General features: G+C 30.0%; 14 protein-coding genes. 3 read left to right on the forward strand and 11 right to left on the reverse strand.

Annotation, left to right across the window (positions count from 1 at the left end):
- Positions 1–176 precede the first annotated feature (176 nt).
- The 7 genes from CUEA01_RS10260 to helD form a co-directional block, all read right to left on the reverse strand.
- Positions 177–1,046, reverse strand: a complete 870-nt coding sequence (locus CUEA01_RS10260) for a hypothetical protein (RefSeq protein WP_234121540.1) — start codon at positions 1,044–1,046, stop codon at positions 177–179.
- Between the two features lie 515 nt (positions 1,047–1,561).
- Positions 1,562–2,287, reverse strand: coding sequence for a metallophosphoesterase family protein (locus CUEA01_RS10265; protein WP_234121541.1), 726 nt, complete (start codon positions 2,285–2,287; stop codon positions 1,562–1,564).
- Positions 2,288–2,500: 213 nt separating this feature from the next.
- Positions 2,501–4,024 carry a M1 family metallopeptidase gene (locus CUEA01_RS10270; RefSeq protein WP_234121542.1) on the reverse strand — a complete coding sequence of 508 codons (1,524 nt, stop codon included), beginning with the start codon at positions 4,022–4,024 and terminating at the stop codon, positions 2,501–2,503.
- Between the two features lie 182 nt (positions 4,025–4,206).
- A complete protein-coding gene (locus CUEA01_RS10275; protein WP_234121543.1) occupies positions 4,207–4,782 on the reverse strand; it encodes a class I SAM-dependent methyltransferase in 576 nt (191 codons plus the stop codon).
- A 136-nt stretch (positions 4,783–4,918) separates the two neighbouring features.
- A complete protein-coding gene (gene fmt, locus CUEA01_RS10280; protein ID WP_234121544.1) occupies positions 4,919–5,872 on the reverse strand; it encodes a methionyl-tRNA formyltransferase in 954 nt (317 codons plus the stop codon).
- A gap of 422 nt (positions 5,873–6,294) precedes the next feature.
- The gene (locus tag CUEA01_RS10285) at positions 6,295–7,473 is read right to left on the reverse strand and encodes an FprA family A-type flavoprotein (protein ID WP_234121545.1); all 1,179 of its coding nucleotides are present in this window, start codon (positions 7,471–7,473) and stop codon (positions 6,295–6,297) included.
- Between the two features lie 162 nt (positions 7,474–7,635).
- Entirely contained in the window at positions 7,636–9,930 is a 2,295-nt protein-coding gene (gene helD / locus CUEA01_RS10290; RefSeq protein ID WP_234121546.1) for an RNA polymerase recycling motor HelD, read from the reverse strand.
- 147 nt (positions 9,931–10,077) lie between these two features.
- Between helD and nadA the strand changes: the two genes are divergently transcribed.
- Genes nadA through nadC form a run of 3 tightly spaced genes read left to right on the forward strand, consistent with a single transcriptional unit; the run spans position 10,078 to position 13,163 of the window.
- Positions 10,078–10,989 carry a quinolinate synthase NadA gene (gene nadA, locus CUEA01_RS10295; protein WP_234121547.1) on the forward strand — a complete coding sequence of 304 codons (912 nt, stop codon included), beginning with the start codon at positions 10,078–10,080 and terminating at the stop codon, positions 10,987–10,989.
- Between the two features lie 4 nt (positions 10,990–10,993).
- On the forward strand, positions 10,994–12,295 hold the full coding sequence (locus CUEA01_RS10300; RefSeq protein WP_234121548.1) for an L-aspartate oxidase: 1,302 nt from the start codon (positions 10,994–10,996) through the stop codon (positions 12,293–12,295).
- A complete protein-coding gene (gene nadC, locus CUEA01_RS10305; RefSeq protein WP_234121549.1) occupies positions 12,276–13,163 on the forward strand; it encodes a carboxylating nicotinate-nucleotide diphosphorylase in 888 nt (295 codons plus the stop codon). Before CUEA01_RS10300 ends, nadC begins: the two co-directional genes overlap by 20 nt.
- A 186-nt stretch (positions 13,164–13,349) precedes the next feature.
- On the opposite strand, the gene CUEA01_RS10310 is transcribed toward nadC, so the two are convergent.
- From CUEA01_RS10310 to CUEA01_RS10325, 4 genes are all read right to left on the reverse strand, one after another.
- Complete coding sequence (locus CUEA01_RS10310; RefSeq protein ID WP_234121550.1) at positions 13,350–14,996, reverse strand: B12-binding domain-containing radical SAM protein; 1,647 nt, start codon at positions 14,994–14,996, stop codon at positions 13,350–13,352.
- Positions 14,968–15,504 carry a hypothetical protein gene (locus CUEA01_RS10315; RefSeq protein ID WP_234121551.1) on the reverse strand — a complete coding sequence of 179 codons (537 nt, stop codon included), beginning with the start codon at positions 15,502–15,504 and terminating at the stop codon, positions 14,968–14,970. The genes CUEA01_RS10310 and CUEA01_RS10315 overlap by 29 nt, the downstream gene beginning before the upstream one ends.
- A 102-nt stretch (positions 15,505–15,606) precedes the next feature.
- Positions 15,607–16,329: a zinc dependent phospholipase C family protein gene (locus CUEA01_RS10320; protein WP_234121552.1), complete on the reverse strand. Its 723-nt coding sequence runs from the start codon at positions 16,327–16,329 to the stop codon at positions 15,607–15,609.
- Complete coding sequence (locus tag CUEA01_RS10325) at positions 16,322–17,635, reverse strand: PQQ-dependent sugar dehydrogenase (protein WP_234121553.1); 1,314 nt, start codon at positions 17,633–17,635, stop codon at positions 16,322–16,324. Before CUEA01_RS10325 ends, CUEA01_RS10320 begins: the two co-directional genes overlap by 8 nt.
- Positions 17,636–17,691: the final 56 nt, after the last annotated feature.

The raw sequence follows: 17,691 nt of genomic DNA on the forward strand, positions 1-17,691 counted from the left end.
CAAACATTCTATTCTATTTTTTTAACAACTAACCTAAAAAATAACAAGCCCAACTTCAGCGCTCATTTTGTGTAGTACTTTGTTACTGTAACACTTGTTACAGTACTATATTACAGTTATGAAATATTACACAAAAAATAGCATAAAGTTAGACTTGTTATTTTCCTTAAGATGTCTTAATTCCTATTTACATTAATACTCTTTAACAATATTATGAATAAATATACACATACTAAATTTGCTATGGAAAAAATAATTATCTCTATTAAGCTTACTGCAACTCCAGATAACATCATACTAATCATCATAACTGTAATTGTCGTAAACATTGAAAATCCTTTAATAATTATTATTGATGACATTAAATAACCATAATTATTTTCCCTAATAAGAAGAATACCAGACAAGATGGCAAATGGAACAACAAAACCCAAATCCATTCCTTGAATAACTAATGTAGTGTAATGCTCTAAACCATTCGGAGCTGACCCAGTTTTTAAAGCTTGTGCTATTTTGCCGAGCCACATCATCCCTATTGCTATACCTATAAAAATTTCAAAACCTCCTATTAGTTTATTAGGCAATTTATCCTTAAAATTATTTTTAATATTATGTATATCAATCTCCATAATTGACATTATAAATGCAAACAAGCTACAAGACATTATTGTTACATAAACTAGAAAAAGATAATTAAAATTCCACAAAAAAGTATAGGACATGTACGTATAAAGAAAATACCCTAATGTTCCTGTAAGCAGTAATTTCCCCCTTAAGTTGTCCTTTCTAAGAACACTCATAGAAATTATAAGCATAGGAATTCCTAATACGATAGTTACTAAATCCTGTGCCTTGCCTTGCGCTACAACTGAAATTGAATCATTTTTATATATTCCTCTTCCATAAAGTATAACCTTTTCTCCATTTATAGAAGTTATAACATGCTGTCCATTACCATTATGAGAAAACATGCCAATAAGTGATGAAACCGCTGATAAAACAATAATTATTGCCACCAAAACCTTTAAGTATTTTTTGAATTTCATAAATATCATCTCCTAACTTTAATTTTTCCTTTGTTAAACAGTGTTTAATATATCAACAATGTTAACATTAAAGTTAGAATTAGTCAACAAAATTTAATATACGTTAGGCATCTTAAGGAAAGTCCGCTATTTATTCTGCAAATACTGCTTATGCTCATTTATAGATACACAACTTGAAACATTGAAATTATAAATACCAAATGTATCCTTATGCTAATATTTTCAATTCACAATTCACAATGCACAGTTCACAATGCACAATGAAGGATGATTTTTCTACGCAAGCGTAGAAAAATCTGAAAACTTATTTTTTATTGCTTACAGAGCAGCACCATATATGGTGCTTACAAAGCTGATAATATTTAAATTTAAGATTTACCTGAGAGAAGCGAAAGGTAAATCATCCTTCATTGTGAATTGTGCATCGTGAACTATGAATTGAAAAATATTGCTGCCAGGATAAACTTGGAATTTGCAATTTTAATGTTCCAGATTGTATATCTATAAGCACCTCTTTATTTAATTTTACCCCTGTATTCCGCTGTCTTTAATTCCCGTATATATGCTTGTAAATCTGGCATTTCGCTTTTAATAGCAAGCTTAATTGCTCTCCCAATATCGTATGGAACTCTCACTAGTGCTATAGATAGTGTTGAATTTTCTTTTTTTCCATACTTTCCTTCAATAATTGCATAAGATGCTTGAATTATTTCTAATGGATTTCCTACACTTCCTGTATTAAATAACATTTTTCCATCAAAATTATTTATGTATGCTTGGTGAATATCACCATATCCAACCACATCTGCTTCTATATTTCCCCCCTCAGGATCTTTAAAAAGCACCTTCTTTTCATCAAATTCTTCATCCATCTGAATACGGTGAAACACATCGTCTGGTGCTGCATGACACAGCCTTACGAGTCTGCCGCTCATAAAAAACTGCGCATACATTGGGAGGCTTTTTAAGTAAGCTATTCTATCTTGTCCAAGTTTTTTCCTATGCCATAATACTGTTTCATTATCATCACATTCAGATAAAAAATAGTCCCAGTTTCCTTTAACAACAATTTCGCAGTTTTGTTTTATAATATCAACTGCCTCATCTGAATCCGGTCCTTTACCTGCTATGTCTCCTAAACATATTATTCTTGTTATTCCCCTATCCTTGATATCTGATAAAACAGCCTGCAAAGCTGGAATGTTGCCGTGTATGTCAGAAATTATTGCTAGTTTATCCATTGCGATACCTCTTTTCTTGAATTGTTAAAATATATTATTAATTATAGTATAATACTATATGTATTTTATTAACATAACATTTAGCCATAAACTATTCTACAAATAGAAAAAGACCATGCCTCCACTCTCTTTCAAGTTTCCTCACAGTCTTTTTTACCCTTGTATTCATTTTCTACTTACTTTGCTGCTCCTTCAATTTTTCAAGTATTTTACCTATTTACTCCCATCAAGTTCTTCTTTCAACCACTCTTCATTCTCTTTACCACCTTGTTCTCCTACAACCTTATAAAAGTCCTCCATAGTTCCAATCTTAAACTCATATTTATTATAGTATTCCTTGAAAATATCAAAAAACTTTTCATCTCCAATTTTCTGCCTCAATTGTTCAATAATTATAGGAGCCTCATTATATATTGCCATTTCATATTGCTCAAGATTTGCATATTTATCTACAGCTCTATTTATAGGCTCAAGAGATTTTAAATTGTCCTGAAGATTCTTATTATTATCTATAGCCAAATCATTAAGTCCATACAAAACATATTTTCCAAATTTAGCACTCATGAAATAAGCTGAAAAATAACATGCAAAGCTTTCATCTAAAAAAGCTTCTTTAAATTCATTGTTTCCAACTGTAGAATACCACCACTGATGTAAAGTTTCATGAATTATAGCCATATCATATTGAGTCAAATCCCTATCAGTACAGTTCTCATTCATTTTATTATACTGCCCCAATTGAGTTATAGTTGGATACTCCATATCTCCACCATCCAAATAAGTTTCGGCAATATCATATTGACTAAATGGATATTTCCCAATTTTACTGTCAAAAAACCTAATAGTATCACAGGCGAGGTTCATCATTCTCTTTGCTGAACTTTCATTATCAAAATAGTAGCTATTTATCTTTATACCATCAACTTCTGCACTAACTACTTTGTAATCCTTGGACATAAACATATCAAAATCTCTATTATTTTTTGCTTCAAAACAGTATTTATCCTGAGTACCAGATGTATCTTCTGAAGTTTTCACACCTGTAGTAGCCAAAACCATACCCTTAGGAACTGTTATATTAACCTTATAATCTGAACTTTCACTATAGTTTGATTCACCTACTGGACAAAAAGGATTTTCATCAAAGGTTCCACTTTTCTTATCGTAAATTGACAATATTGGATACCAGTTAGTTACCGAAATTGCATTTTGAAAATAACCTAATCTTTGTTTTCCTTCTGGTATCTTAAGCGTAAAGGCTATATTAACTTCTGTTTCTTCATCCTTTTTTAACGGCTTTTTCAAAGTTATTTTTAAAACTTCTTTGTCCTGTGTATACTTTTTTACTCCTTCACTTATCTTTACTGAACTTATATTTATATCTCCAAGCTCTTCCTTCGTCAATGCCGATTTTTTCTTTCCTACGTCGGGCATAGTATCTGCTGAATTATAGGAATCTGCATATAAATGAAATACTATTTGTTTAAGGTCTACTCCATAATTATTTTTCAATTTAACTACTTCATATCCAGTTATGGTTTTATTGTCATCATTTAAAGCTAAATTCATATCGTATTGTGTTCTTTCCAATACTTGCTGTATCTTTTTTTTATGTACGGTTGACACTGACACTGATTTTACTGGTGCTTTTTCATGCTTTAATCCTACATAAAAAATCGTAGGAAGGGCAAACAAAGCAACTACTAATGTTATTATAATAGCTATTTTCTTTTTCATATTATCACTCCAATTTGTAATCAAATATAAAACTTTACATTTTTAACAATAACCTATAATAAAATAGTAGCATAGCAATGTCTCATAAATGTATCCTAAATGTCACCTAAATATAAAAAAATTAGTATAAGGCATCCGAAAACAAATCCCTATACTAACTTTTTTAATTATTTGAGTATGTTTTAAAGCACAGCCTTCTTTTTAAAAATATATGTAACAAAAAATCCTCTTTCATCCTCATTTTCAATATACCGTACTAATTCAAAAGATTTCTTTAAAACTTTAAAATCCTCAGGCTTTATTAAATCTTCTTCCTTAATTTTAGAATCAACCTTATGTTTATGTCCAAACCCACAAACAAATAAAATCCCATCATCACGCAGGTGATTTTCTAATTTTGAAATATTTTCTATACTCAATTTATAATGATTAATCACTATATTATCAAATACATCTAAATCTTTTAAAGCATCTTTTAAAGTTAAGTCAACTTGTTTTGTTGAAACTTTTAAATTTTCTTTTGTTGCAAAGCTTTCAAGCCTTTCAATTGCTTTAAGACTGAAATCAACTCCAGTTACAAAAAAACCATTTCTAAGAAGAAATATTGAATTTCTACCATCACCACAGGCAACATCAAGCACCGAGCCTAATTTTAAGTATTTAATATTTTCCACTAATGAACTTTCAGGACTTAAAATTTTATCACCTCTGTTTAAAAACTTTTCATCCCAGTACTGCTTGTCTCCAATATAATTCAAAATCATAACCTCACTTTGTATGTTCTATTTTTCTGCCTAAAATATCAACTGATGAATTATCATCTAAATTTACAGTAGCTTTTGCAACAGGAAAGCATGATAATTAGATGAAATCAACATGCTTTTTTACATATCGTTATGATAATACAATGCCTTTTTCTATTTTGTTTCCTTTTAAAAATTCTTTTACCTCAAGAGGTTTCCCACCTGGAAACTGTAATATTTCTATAATCAGAATACCGTTACTGGTAGCTACTTTAATTCCTTCATTATTTGCGTCTATGATATAACCAGGTGGTTTAATAATGCTTGCCTCTAATGATCTGGATTTAAATATTTTAATTGGAATATCTTTATAATAAGTATGAGCAGTTGGCCATGAACTTATATTTTTATATGGCCAAGAACTCAATCCTCTTATTAAATTATGTATGTTAATGCTACTGTCATTCCAATTAATCTTTGCCATTTGCTTGTTTAACATCTGTACATAAGAACTTCCATCACTCGGTTGTTTTACTTTGCAAATTTTACCTGTGACAATTCCATTTATTGTTTCCTCTAACAGTTCAGCACCGTTTATTTTTAATAAATTGTACAATTCTCCTGCCGTCATAGATTCAGGTATGTCAAACTCACTTCTCATAAGCATATCACCCGTATCTATACCAGTATCCATTAATATAGTTGTATTTCCAGTCTTTGTTTCACCATTTATTAAACTCCAATTTATTGGTGCTGGCCCCCTATACATTGGTAGGAGAGATGCATGTAGACAAATACATCCGAGTCTTGGTATGTCAAGTATTTGCTTAGTTAAGATTTGACCATATGCCACAACAATAATAAAATCAGGATTTATTTCTTTTAATTTATCAATAATTACAGAGTCTGTTCTTATTTTTTCGGGCTGAAAAATTTGAATTTGATTCGATAGTCCAACCTCTTTAATTGGTGAAATTGCTACCTTTTTCCCTCTTCCACTTGGTTTATCAGGTTGTGTTACAATCGCACTTACATTATATCTCTCTATCATTTTCTTCAATGATGGAACTGCAAAATCAGGAGTTCCCATAAAAACTATTTTCATTATTGATACCTCCCTTTGATACCACAAAATATATTTTGTAGTTATTAATTATTTACACAATATTCTACAAGTATTTATTGCTATTGTACCTTAATTGCAAGAATAATTCCAATATATTCAAAAACATAAGTATTTTATCTCTAAAAATAACGTTAATGCTCTGATTTAAACCGAAATAAACGGGTGCAAAATCATTGTAAAACTGTAAGCAAAAGTACCCACAATTTTGAGTTTTGCACCCTTAAAGTAAACCCATTATTTTAAAATATCAGAGTTTTTATTTATAGATAAACCATTTCAACTACCAAAATCAATTTGCATCATAATTCCCAGAAGACGGCATTTTGATACAAATTAATTTTGAAGTTTCAAGTGGTTTATCTTTATAGATGTACAACTTGGAACATTGAAATTGCTTATCTTTATAATAAGCTTACATACTTATCTACAAATTCATCTGCTTCTTTATAGTCTTTATCGCCTGGAACAAATTTAAATCTTAGTCCTCCATCTGTTGTCTTAAACTTTAATGCTTTAAGTCTATCCATCATCATAGGAACGCCTTCACCACTCCAACCATATGAACCAAATGCTGAAGCAATTTTCCCCCTATTTATTATAGGGCATACTGATGAAAGAAGATCCCATGCTGGTTTTACAGCATCCTGGTTTATTGTTGGTGAACCAACTAAAATTCCAGTTGCCTTAGATATTTTATCTACAGCTTCAGACATATCCATTTTTGTAATTTCATGAGCTTCTGCCTTTATTCCTTTTTCTTTTATTTTGTCTGCAAGATACTTAGCCATTTTACCAGTGTTTCCATAAGCAGTAATATATAAGATTTGAACATTCTTTTCACTTACTTCTTCAGCAGCTGCCCACTCCCTATAAAGCTCCATATCCTTTTTTACAGTACTAACATGTATTGGGCCGTGACTTGGTGCTACAACTTTAATTTCCATATCCTTAATTTTATCTAAAGCCATATTTACAAATTTCTTAAATGGTCCCATAATAACTTCAAAATAATATTTCATTTCATCATAGTAGCCTTCAACACCATCATCAGTTATAGAACCTTCTGGACAATAATGGCAGCCCATTACATCGCAAGTAAATAGAATCTTCTCTTCTTCATGATAAGTAAATATAGTATCTGGCCAATGTAAGTTTGGTACCGATATAAATTTCAATGTAGTTTTTCCTAAATTAAGTTCCTTAAGTCCAACAGCATCTATACTTTCAAATTCATCATTAACAATTTCTTTTAAGTATGTTATAGCTGCTTTTGAAGCAACAATTTTTGCTTCTGGATATTCTTTAATCAATTTAAAAATAGAGCCACTGTGGTCTAATTCTGTATGTTGAACTACTATATAATCAACTTTTTTATCACCAATTACGCTCTTAATATTACTTAAAAATTCATCATAAAAACCATCTTTTACACTATCAATAATTGCGATTTTATCATCATTAACTAAATATGAATTATATGTTGAGCCTTTTTTTGTTTCCATTATTATATCAAAGACTCTTAATTTTTCATCCTTTACACCAACCCAATAAACATTACCATTAATTTTTTCTGCACTCATCACTATTACCTCCCAAATATAAATAAACTGTTTCAGCTAATAAAACTGTTTTATCTTTACCTATAATTGTATTATATCACTTATTTGGTAAAAATCAATAACTATTAATAATAATTATTATATAATAATTATTATTAAGTAATAATTTTCTATAGTTTTGTTTTAAATAAGTGTTGATTTTTCTCCAAAATAAAATACATATTGAAAATGTAATGCCCTTGTTAATGCAACATACAATATTTTTTTATCAATTTCATTATCACCATAATTTTTATCATCACAGTTGTATATTATCGTACAATCAAACTCTAATCCCTTTGTCATATATGCGGGTATCACTATTCTAGTCAAATCATAATTTTTTTCATTATCTTTAATAAGCTTCCAGTCATAATTTCCATATCTTCTAAGATAATCTTTTACTTTTTTACATTCTTCATGATTCTTTCCTATGACAGCTATAGTTTTTTTGCCTTGTCTTTCCATAGCCTTTACTATTTCATCTACTTTTTCTGAGAACTCTTTATTTGTCTTAAACTCCGTTACTTCGGGCTCTTTTCCATGCCTTAAAACAGGGGTTGCAGGTTTTAATCCATTATTTTGCTTTTCCAACACCTTGTTTGCAAAATTTATGATTTCTACTGTGGAACGATAACTTTGAGTTAATGCAATATATTTAAAGTTCTCTCTAAATATATATTTATTAACCTCCTCCCAGCTGCCTATGCCTTTATAAAAATAAATTCCCTGACCGATATCTCCAACTATTGTAAATGAATTATTTGAACTTAACTTTTTAATAGCTATAAATTGGAAAACGCTATAGTCCTGTGCCTCATCAATTACTATGTGTTTATACATATATTTATCACTAACTTGCTCAATATTAAACTTAAAATAAAGCATAATTGCTAAATCATCAGCATCTACTACTCCATTTTCCCTATTTTCATTAAATTCATTAACTATATAATTTAAAAGTCTACTTGGAATTTTACCATTAGTTAATTCTGCTAATATTTTTTTATCATTTAAAAATTCACCAAATAGCTTTTCAGTATCAGTATGCTTCCAGTTTTCAAAGTACTCATTCATAGCTACCTTTGAACCATTTATTATATATTTTTTTCTATTATCTCTCTCATCGTAAAGTTCAATTAACTTTTTTCTTCTTTCTGGGCCATCTTCCATGACCTTCTTTATTCTAGCTATGTTGTATTCGTAGTTAAAAGCTACCTTTTCGCAAATACTAACTATTTTATCATTTATTTTAAGTTCAAAATATTTTCTAATTTCATCTTTTCTCTTATCTAACGGAAGATGAGCCATATCCTCTGTAAACAATCTCTTAATTTCATCTTTTTCGAAAAGGACATAGTTTTCAATTTTAATGTCTTCAATTTCTGCATCCTGTTTTTCTATATAACTTATATATCCATCTACTATTTCCTTAAATAAAATTGATCCCTTAAGTTTGCTAGCCTCAGTAATTAATTTTCTCTTTTTTTCATCTTTTTCTTCTATTACCTCACCTAATTTTTTATCTTTTGAATTTACCTTAGCCTTTATATTCAGAATTTGCATAGCTATCTCTTCAAAAGTAATTTGCTTAACTTTATTTGTACCAAGACTTGGCAGCACATCAGAAATATAATCTAAAAAAAGTTTGTTTGGAGCTATAACAAGAACATCTTTACCTTGAAGACTTTTACTATGCTTATACAATAAATATGCAAGTCTATGAAGTGCTATTGTTGTCTTTCCAGAACCTGCCGATCCTTGAACGATAAGTGCACAATTTTTATCACTTCTTATAATATCATTTTGTTCCTTTTGTATAGTTGCGACTATATCTTTTAACCTTCCACTAATATTATGCTCCAAATTAATCTTTAAAAATTCATCAGTTAAAACATTTTCTTCGGAATTTGATGCACCTTTTAATATTATTTCATTAATCCCTTCATCAAAGGCATCTTCAATTTTTTCATCCCGTATTATAAATTTTCTTTTTAATGATAATTCACCATCAACATAACCATCAGGTATTCTGTAGGTTACTTCACCTTGAGTTCCACTATAATAAACATCAGCTATTGGTGCTCTCCAATCTATAACTCTTTCGTCACCATTTTTATTGTCCCCAAGTCCAAACTTTCCTATATAATAGTTTTCTACTTCAACACTTCTTTTTTCTCTAAAATCAATTCTAGCAAAATACGGGTTTGGCTTTGCCTCTACATACTTTTCTAGGTTTTTATGTGTTATATCATAAAGTTTTTCACTTATTTCAAGCTCCTCATTATATCTTCCTTTTGCCTGCTTTTTTAATCCAGCAATTTTATTTTGAAGATTTTTATCATTTTTTCTGGCAACTTCTATTTGCTCGTCTATCCATTTTTCGTTTTCAGCTAATTTATTTTTTTCAAATTCAAATTCGCTTTTTTCTATTGCCATGTTGCGCACCACCCCTTTTACACTATTACTAAATATAAATATTTTAGTGTAATAAGTCAATATTTTTCTTGATAAATAACCTATAAAGTTGTATATTATTCTTAATGTATATACACCTGTATACTAAAATAAAAAAGGAGTGTACTTATGACTGAAAGCTTAAAAGAAAAAATACTAGAATTAAAAAATAAAAAGAATGCCATAATATTAGCTCATTATTATCAAACTCCAGAAGTTCAAGAAATAGCTGATTTTATAGGCGACTCATATCAATTAAGTAAAATTGCCAAAGAAAATTCGGCAGATATAATAGTTTTTTGCGGTGTAAAATTTATGGCAGAAAGCGCAAAAGTACTTTCACCAAATAAAACAGTTCTTCTTCCTGCTGAAAAAGCTGGATGTCCAATGGCTGATATGGCAACTGCCGATGCATTAGCTGATTTAAAAAATAAGCATAAGGATGCTAAAGTTGTTTGTTATATAAATTCCTCTGTGGAAGTTAAGGCCTTATCAGATGTTTGCTGTACATCTTCTAATGCAGTAAAAATTGTTAAAAATATAGCTTCAGATAACATTATATTCCTTCCGGATAAAAATCTTGGTTCCTATGTTCAAGAACAAGTTCCAGAAAAAAACATCATACTATGGAATGGATTTTGCAAAGTCCACAACATGATTGTACGCGAGGATATAATTGAAGCTAAGAAAAAATCTGAAAATTTAAAGGTGCTTGTTCACCCTGAATGTTGGAAACCTGTACGTGATATGGCAGATTTCATTGGAAGCACAGGTGCCATGATAAATTATGTAACTGAAGATAAAGATAATGCTGAATACTTGATTGTAACAGAAACAGGTATAATGCACAAAATGAAAGAAAAAAATCCTAATAAAAAATTTCACACTCTAGATAATATGGTTTGTGTAAATATGAAAATGACAAAATTAGAGGATGTATATAAAAGTTTATTAGAAATGAAAAATGAAATAATTATCGAAGAAAGCCTTAGAAAAAAAGCTCTTGCTTCCTTAGAAAATATGCTCATACTTGGGAGATGATTTTGTGGATATATATACAGATGTATTGATTATTGGTACAGGGGTTGCTGGAATGTATTCTGCCCTTAACCTTTCAAAGAATCTTAACATTGTAATGTTATCAAAATCTAGCATTGACGAATGCAACACTTACCTTGCTCAAGGCGGAATTTCAACAGCACTAAATGAAGCTGATAAAGAATTATTCGTTTTAGATACCTTAAAGGCGGGTCACTTTAAAAACAACAAAAAATCTGTAGAAATACTTGCTGATGAATCTATTTCAAATATTTCAAAACTCATTGATTTTGGAATGAAATTTGATACTAAAGATGGAAATTTCGATTATACAAGAGAAGGTGCTCACAGCGTGAATAGAATAGTTCATAGTACAGATAAAACTGGAAAGGTTGTATTTGAAACACTTTATGCTGAGGTGAAAAAGAGAAAAAATATAAGTATACTTGAAAACACCTGTGTATTTGATTTAATATGTGATGGAAATCAGTGTTTTGGGGCTGTTGGCATTTATAATAGCAATGTATACAACTTTCACTCAAAAGCAACAGTTTTAGCCAGCGGTGGCATTGGAGGCTTATTTAAAAACTCTACTAACCAAAGAACACTTACAGCTGATGGAATTTCCATGGCTATAAAAAACCACATAAGGCTTAAAGACATTCAATACATTCAATTTCACCCTACTTCATTATATGAAAAGAATAAAAAAGACAGACGTTTCTTAATATCAGAATCTGTTAGAGGTGAAGGAGCCAAGCTTTTAAATATTAGAAGTGAAAGATTTGTAAATGAGCTTCTTCCAAGGGACGTTGTTGCTGCCGCAATATACGCAGAGGAACGTAAAACTAATAGTAGCCACGTATATCTTGATTTATCTTCAATGAGCAGCCCTTTTATAAAAAATAGATTTCCTGGAATATATACTGGCTGCCTAGATAGAGGTCTTGATATTACAAAGGAAAAAATACCAGTAACCCCTGCACAGCATTACTTCATGGGCGGTATTGCAGTTGATCACAACAGCAAAACCTCAATGAATAGCCTTTATGCCGCAGGTGAAGTTAGTAATACTGGTGTTCATGGTGCTAATAGGCTTGCAAGCAATTCCCTTCTTGAAGGCCTTGTATTCTCACGTAGAGCTGCACGATATATTAACAATACAATTTTAAATGTAACTGCAAAAGATATTAAGAAAGATTTTTCCTTTGAAAGTGCATTAAGAGAAGTAGTCAAAAACAAAAATATCGCTGCTCAAAATTTCAAAAAAGCTTTGGGGGTTAAAAAGGATGAACTGGTCACTGTATGATGATTTTATAAAAAACACTTTAATAGAAGATGGTGCCTATGATGATATAACTGTTAATTCAATTATTTCACAAGATAGCAAAAGCAATGTGGATATAATTTCAAAAGAAGACGGAATTATAGCTGGAACAGAATTGTTTAAAAGAGTATTTTTAGTATTTGGTGGTGCAGAAGCAAGCTTCTTAGTAAAAGATGGCGATAAAGTAAGCGCTGGTGATATTATAGGAAGTGTACAAGGTTATACAACTTCAATACTTTCAGGTGAAAGAACAGCACTTAATCTCTTGCAAAGGCTTAGCGGCGTGGCAACAATAACTCATAAGCTCTCAGCAATGCTAGAAAATACTGGAGTTAAACTTCTTGATACACGAAAAACAACGCCAGGAATGCGCGCTATGGAAAAATATGCAGTTAGAATTGGTGGTGGGCACAATCACAGATTTGGCTTATCTGATGGTATTTTGATAAAAGATAACCATATAGCCGCTGCTGGAAGTATAAAAAAAGCTGTAGAAATTGCAAAAGCTAATTGCTCTTTTGTAAGAAAAATAGAAGTTGAAACTGAAACTCTTTCCGAGGTAGAAGACGCAATAGAAGCGAAGACAGACATAATAATGCTTGACAATATGGATTCTCTTAATATAAAAAAAGCAGTTAACCTTATAGCTGGAAGAGCAATAATTGAAGTTTCTGGAAATATAACTATGGATAATATAAAAACTAAGGCAATAAAAGGGGTAGACTATATATCTTGTGGTATGATAACCCACTCCTACAAGGCACTTGACTTGAGCATGAAAAACCTTAGAAACAGAGTAGAGAGTAAAATATCAGAGTACGGAGTACAGAGTACAAAGTACAGTGAATGATGATTTTCTTCCGCTTTGCTACAGAAAATCTTAAAACTTATTTTTGATTGCTTACGCAATCGCATCATTACTGTTGTCAGCAAAGCTGACAACAGTTAAGTTTAAGATTTACTTGACGTAAGTAAGGTAAATCAACCTTCATTGTACTCTGTACTCTGTACTTTGTACTCTTTCTTTTAAACCACATTACTTAAACAAAACATAATTTCCATGAAGCACTGTTGGAGTTTCATTTATGTATTCCCTTATATCAACAGCAAACTTTTCCAAATGCATATCTTTATCATATTCATTTCGTTCCTTAAGCATATCTTTTATTTCATTTTCCTCAGACTTCTGATTATACCTATCCAAAAATGCAGGAAGCCAGCTTCTCTTATTGTACTTTAAATAATCATATTTTATTATTTCCTTAAGTATGCTGTCATCTTCCTTTAAAACCTCAGAATTAAACTCAAGAAACACTCCATAATATCCGCTTCCAGATACATTTCTATTGTAATAACCTTTTTTATAATAAAACTGTCCAAGTTCATAATAAAAATCATAAGGAGTCTCATATTTTTTAATTAAATAATTTACTATGTTTGAAAACTTTCCAGAATTATAGTATTTGTCTACTACAGCTTCTACCCTTTTTAATTTCATTATTTCATCAAAACTAATATCCTTAGTCTTTAAAATTTCATAAGGAGGATATGGAGAATAAACCATTCCCCACATGTCAGCTTCCATCCTCATAGGTGAACCCTTTAAAAGCTTTAAAAATCCTAATTGTAGTTCATCAGGAATGACTAAATAAACATCATTAAAAGATTTTATGAAGGACTTGTAATCTTCCCCAGGAAGTCCTGCTATAAGATCTAAATGCTGTTTTATATTTTTAATCTTTTCAATTTCAGTAACTTTTTCTTTTATATCTTCAAAATTAACAAATCTATTTACATTGTAAAGTACCTCGTTGTTAGTGGTCTGTACACCTACTTCAAACTGAATTCTCCCCTTAGGCACATTTTTTAAAGTTTCTATTTCTTCATCTGTTAATATATCCGCTGAAATTTCAAAATGAAACAAAGTTTCCGTATCTAAATTAGAAATAAACTTCCATAATTCTATGGCATATTTAGGGTTAGCATTGAAAGTTCTATCTACAAATTTAACAAGTTTTACTTTTTTATCAGATAAAAATTTTAGTTCCCTTTTGGTCCTTTCTATATCTAAAAACCTCACTCCTCTTATGGTTGAGGATAAACAATACTTACATTTAAAAGGACATCCTCGTGAAAATTCATAATAAACTATCTTATTTGAAAGATCATCACTTTCCGCATATGGAAAAACTAGTGAATTCATATTCATAAGTTCTCTTTTGCCACCATATATAATTTCCTTATGACTTCTGCTATAAAGACCTTCTATTTTGCAATCCTTGTTTTGAAAACCATACTTTAATTTCCAAAGTAAAAATTCACGAAAGGTTTCTTCGCCTTCACCCTCTATAACAAAATCGCCTACGCTTTCAAGAAGAAACTTTCTACTATCATATGTTACTTCTGGTCCTCCATAAAGTATTTGTATATTAGGATCCACCCTTTTAATTAAATTACTAAGTTTTTCTACATATTCAATATTCCATATGTAGCATGAAAAGGCAACTAAATTAGGTTTTTCATTCATTATTGCATCAAAGACTTTCTCAAGTCTATCATTAATCGAAAATTCCTTTATTCTTATATCAAAATCAATATCCTTCGTGTAAGCTTTTAAATATCTTACCGCTAAATTACTGTGAATGTACTGTGAGTTAACCGCAGTAAGCAGCACTTTCTCCATTTTCTTGACTTCCCTTCTTTTGGGCTTTAATGTAATACACGTTGTTTGAACATTTAACATCAATTAGTTTAAAATATGGTTTCATCATATTGCAAATTTTATTGCAAGAATTATCTGACAGTATATTAAAATCTTTTACCTCTATTTCCTTAACTTTGCTATCTGGAAGTGCAACCTTAAATCTACCCCTAAAAGTTCTAAACACTGACTTATCTATATCCCATAAATATATAATTGCATTATTCTTCATAAATTCAAACATATCTTTAAAAAAATTTTTTTTATCACTGTCCAGTATTAAATCCTTTAATGCAAAAAATGCAACACAGCTATCATAGCTGTTCTTAGCTATAAATTTCTTTTCTTCTTTTCCCTCAACGTATTCTACATCCATTGCCTCATCATTATTTTTACATAAATCATAAACTATACCGTAATTTTTAAGTCCAACATCTAATACATTCCCCTTGAAAATTTCTTTTTCAAAATTAATAAACACATTTTCCATAATACCCCATCCTTTACTCGTGATTTTAATATACCACATATATATATTCTTCACTAATTAGATAATTCCTTTAAATATTTCAAAAATTTTTGCAATTTTCAATCAACTTCGAAATATTCCCTGAATCTGTATATATTTTTCATAATAATCAAGCATAAACCCGGCGGTAGTCATTTCAGCTCTTGGTATTATGCTATTTGATATTCTAGTATTTTTTATATTTTCATCTTCAATCCTCCTATACTTATTATATACAATATTTGTAAATTTTGCATTACCCTTAACATATTTTTCTAAATTTTCTTCACGAATAATTTTGCTTCCCTTTTCAAATTTATAACCTAATTTAAGTTTTGCAATAATCCAAACTTCAAATCCTCTATGATTGTCTAAGAGCTTTTTGTGTACATGCTGTGGTACGGTGGAGTCTTGCATAACATGGCATGCTGCTCCAAAATAAAATAAAGACTTTTTTTTATCTCCTGCTCTTAAAAACCCTAAAGACATCTTATAGTATTTCTTACACTCACTAAGCGCGTCAGAAAAACCATACAGCCCTCTTCCTGTTTCATGGTGAAAAAAGTGATTAGAGGATTTAAAATTTTGGTCTGCCCACACAGTTCCTTCATTTATTGCATCAATATTTTTACTAAAGAATTTATATTGTTCATCAAATTCATTCTTTTTTAATATTTCAATTGCAATTGAATTTATATATTTATGAACAACACACGTAGTTTTTATAATAATTTTTTTAATTGGATTGGCTAAGAAATATATACCTCTTACAGCACCTCCATAAGTTTTTTCTAAAGTTTTACTCATTTTTATTCCTCCCACTGTTTATTTTTAACCCATATATAAGTATTACAAATACAGATGCTCCAATTGCAGCTACTATATAATAAAGCACGTTTTTATCTTGAGCAAGCAAAGAATTTTTCCCATGTTTATAAAAGCATAAAAGACACCCCTCCTTTGAATCAAGTACATACATTCCATCATTATAAATTTTAATTTCTTGAACATATGTCTTATTAGCTGGCAATTCAATATATTTATTTATACTATTGCCATTTATATTAATAATATTATTAGCTTTATTATCATAAATAAAAATAGAATTTTTATTTGCTAAGGCTCCAAATTTATCCACTGAAAGTGTTCCAAGGCTTCCAAGCGAATTATATTCATACATTGGTGCTGGCGGATTTATATTTGGTACCTTATCTAGTATTTTTTTACTTTTATTTTTAAATTTAGGAGAATCAACTGGATCACCTCCACTATAATCAGGCCATCCATACCATTTTCCCTTCTCTATGGTATATATGTAATCATCATCCCCCTTAACTGGTCTTACTCCTCTATTTTCCATTCCACCTACTGCTGCTACTATTTTATTATCACTAGAAAAATCCATTCCTGTAACATTTCTTATTCCCCAAGCAAAAGTTTCTGCTGCTTTCGTATTCGTATTTACTATTATTATTGAACTATTTCCCGGAAAATGATTTGGAATTATTTGTCCATTTATATTAGACGTCTTATATGGAACAAAAGCTCCTGTTTTATCATCGCCAAAATTAATTCCCTTTAACGTTATAGTATTAGGCGTTATATCAAAACCATATGGATTTTCACTTAGCCATTTATTATCATTTCCAACAACACCACTATTAGTCACGGAACCTATTGAAGCATACAAATAATCACCATTAATTTTCACAAGTACATTTTTATAATCACCAAAATTAGGTATATCTTTTATAAGTTGTTTTAAAGTTTTATCCTTTATGTCATAAACATATATGCTATGCTTAGAAGAAAAATATAGTTTGCCTTTATTATATGCAATTGACATAATATCTGCATTATTGTCCTTTATAACATTAAAACTTTTCCCATTTGCCTGGATAACTTGTATCCTATTCTTAAATGCAATATAAAAATCACCATTTTCATCCTTATCAAAGCTTACCGCTTTATCAAGACCTTTATATTTTATAGAATAACTTACAGCTTTATCCGCACATTTAACCTCGTAAGTTGTATATATTTTTTTAACTATAATGTATGATAATAATATAACACATAGAACCGTAAATACAATTTTAATTACCTTTTTCAATTTTTCCTCCTAAAACAAAAATCCTCTTATCTTAATTATATTAACAAGATAAGGGG

This window comes from Clostridium hydrogenum (assembly GCF_021432385.1).
GTDB lineage: Bacteria > Bacillota > Clostridia > Clostridiales > Clostridiaceae > Clostridium_S > Clostridium_S hydrogenum.

Excerpts from the sequence above, each read along its gene's own strand:
- CUEA01_RS10320 (WP_234121552.1), bottom strand. The coding sequence starts at position 16,329 with ATGAGTAAAACTTTAGAAAAAACTTATGGAGGTGCTGTAAGAGGTATA.
- helD (WP_234121546.1), bottom strand. The coding sequence starts at position 9,930 with ATGGCAATAGAAAAAAGCGAATTTGAATTTGAAAAAAATAAATTAGCT.
- CUEA01_RS10285 (WP_234121545.1), bottom strand. The coding sequence starts at position 7,473 with ATGAGTGCAGAAAAAATTAATGGTAATGTTTATTGGGTTGGTGTAAAG.
- fmt (WP_234121544.1), bottom strand. The coding sequence starts at position 5,872 with ATGAAAATAGTTTTTATGGGAACTCCTGATTTTGCAGTTCCATCATTG.
- CUEA01_RS10315 (WP_234121551.1), bottom strand. The coding sequence starts at position 15,504 with ATGGAAAATGTGTTTATTAATTTTGAAAAAGAAATTTTCAAGGGGAAT.
- nadA (WP_234121547.1), top strand. The coding sequence starts at position 10,078 with ATGACTGAAAGCTTAAAAGAAAAAATACTAGAATTAAAAAATAAAAAG.
- CUEA01_RS10310 (WP_234121550.1), bottom strand. The coding sequence starts at position 14,996 with ATGGAGAAAGTGCTGCTTACTGCGGTTAACTCACAGTACATTCACAGT.
- CUEA01_RS10265 (WP_234121541.1), bottom strand. The coding sequence starts at position 2,287 with ATGGATAAACTAGCAATAATTTCTGACATACACGGCAACATTCCAGCT.
- nadC (WP_234121549.1), top strand. The coding sequence starts at position 12,276 with ATGAACTGGTCACTGTATGATGATTTTATAAAAAACACTTTAATAGAA.
- CUEA01_RS10270 (WP_234121542.1), bottom strand. The coding sequence starts at position 4,024 with ATGAAAAAGAAAATAGCTATTATAATAACATTAGTAGTTGCTTTGTTT.
- CUEA01_RS10260 (WP_234121540.1), bottom strand. The coding sequence starts at position 1,046 with ATGAAATTCAAAAAATACTTAAAGGTTTTGGTGGCAATAATTATTGTT.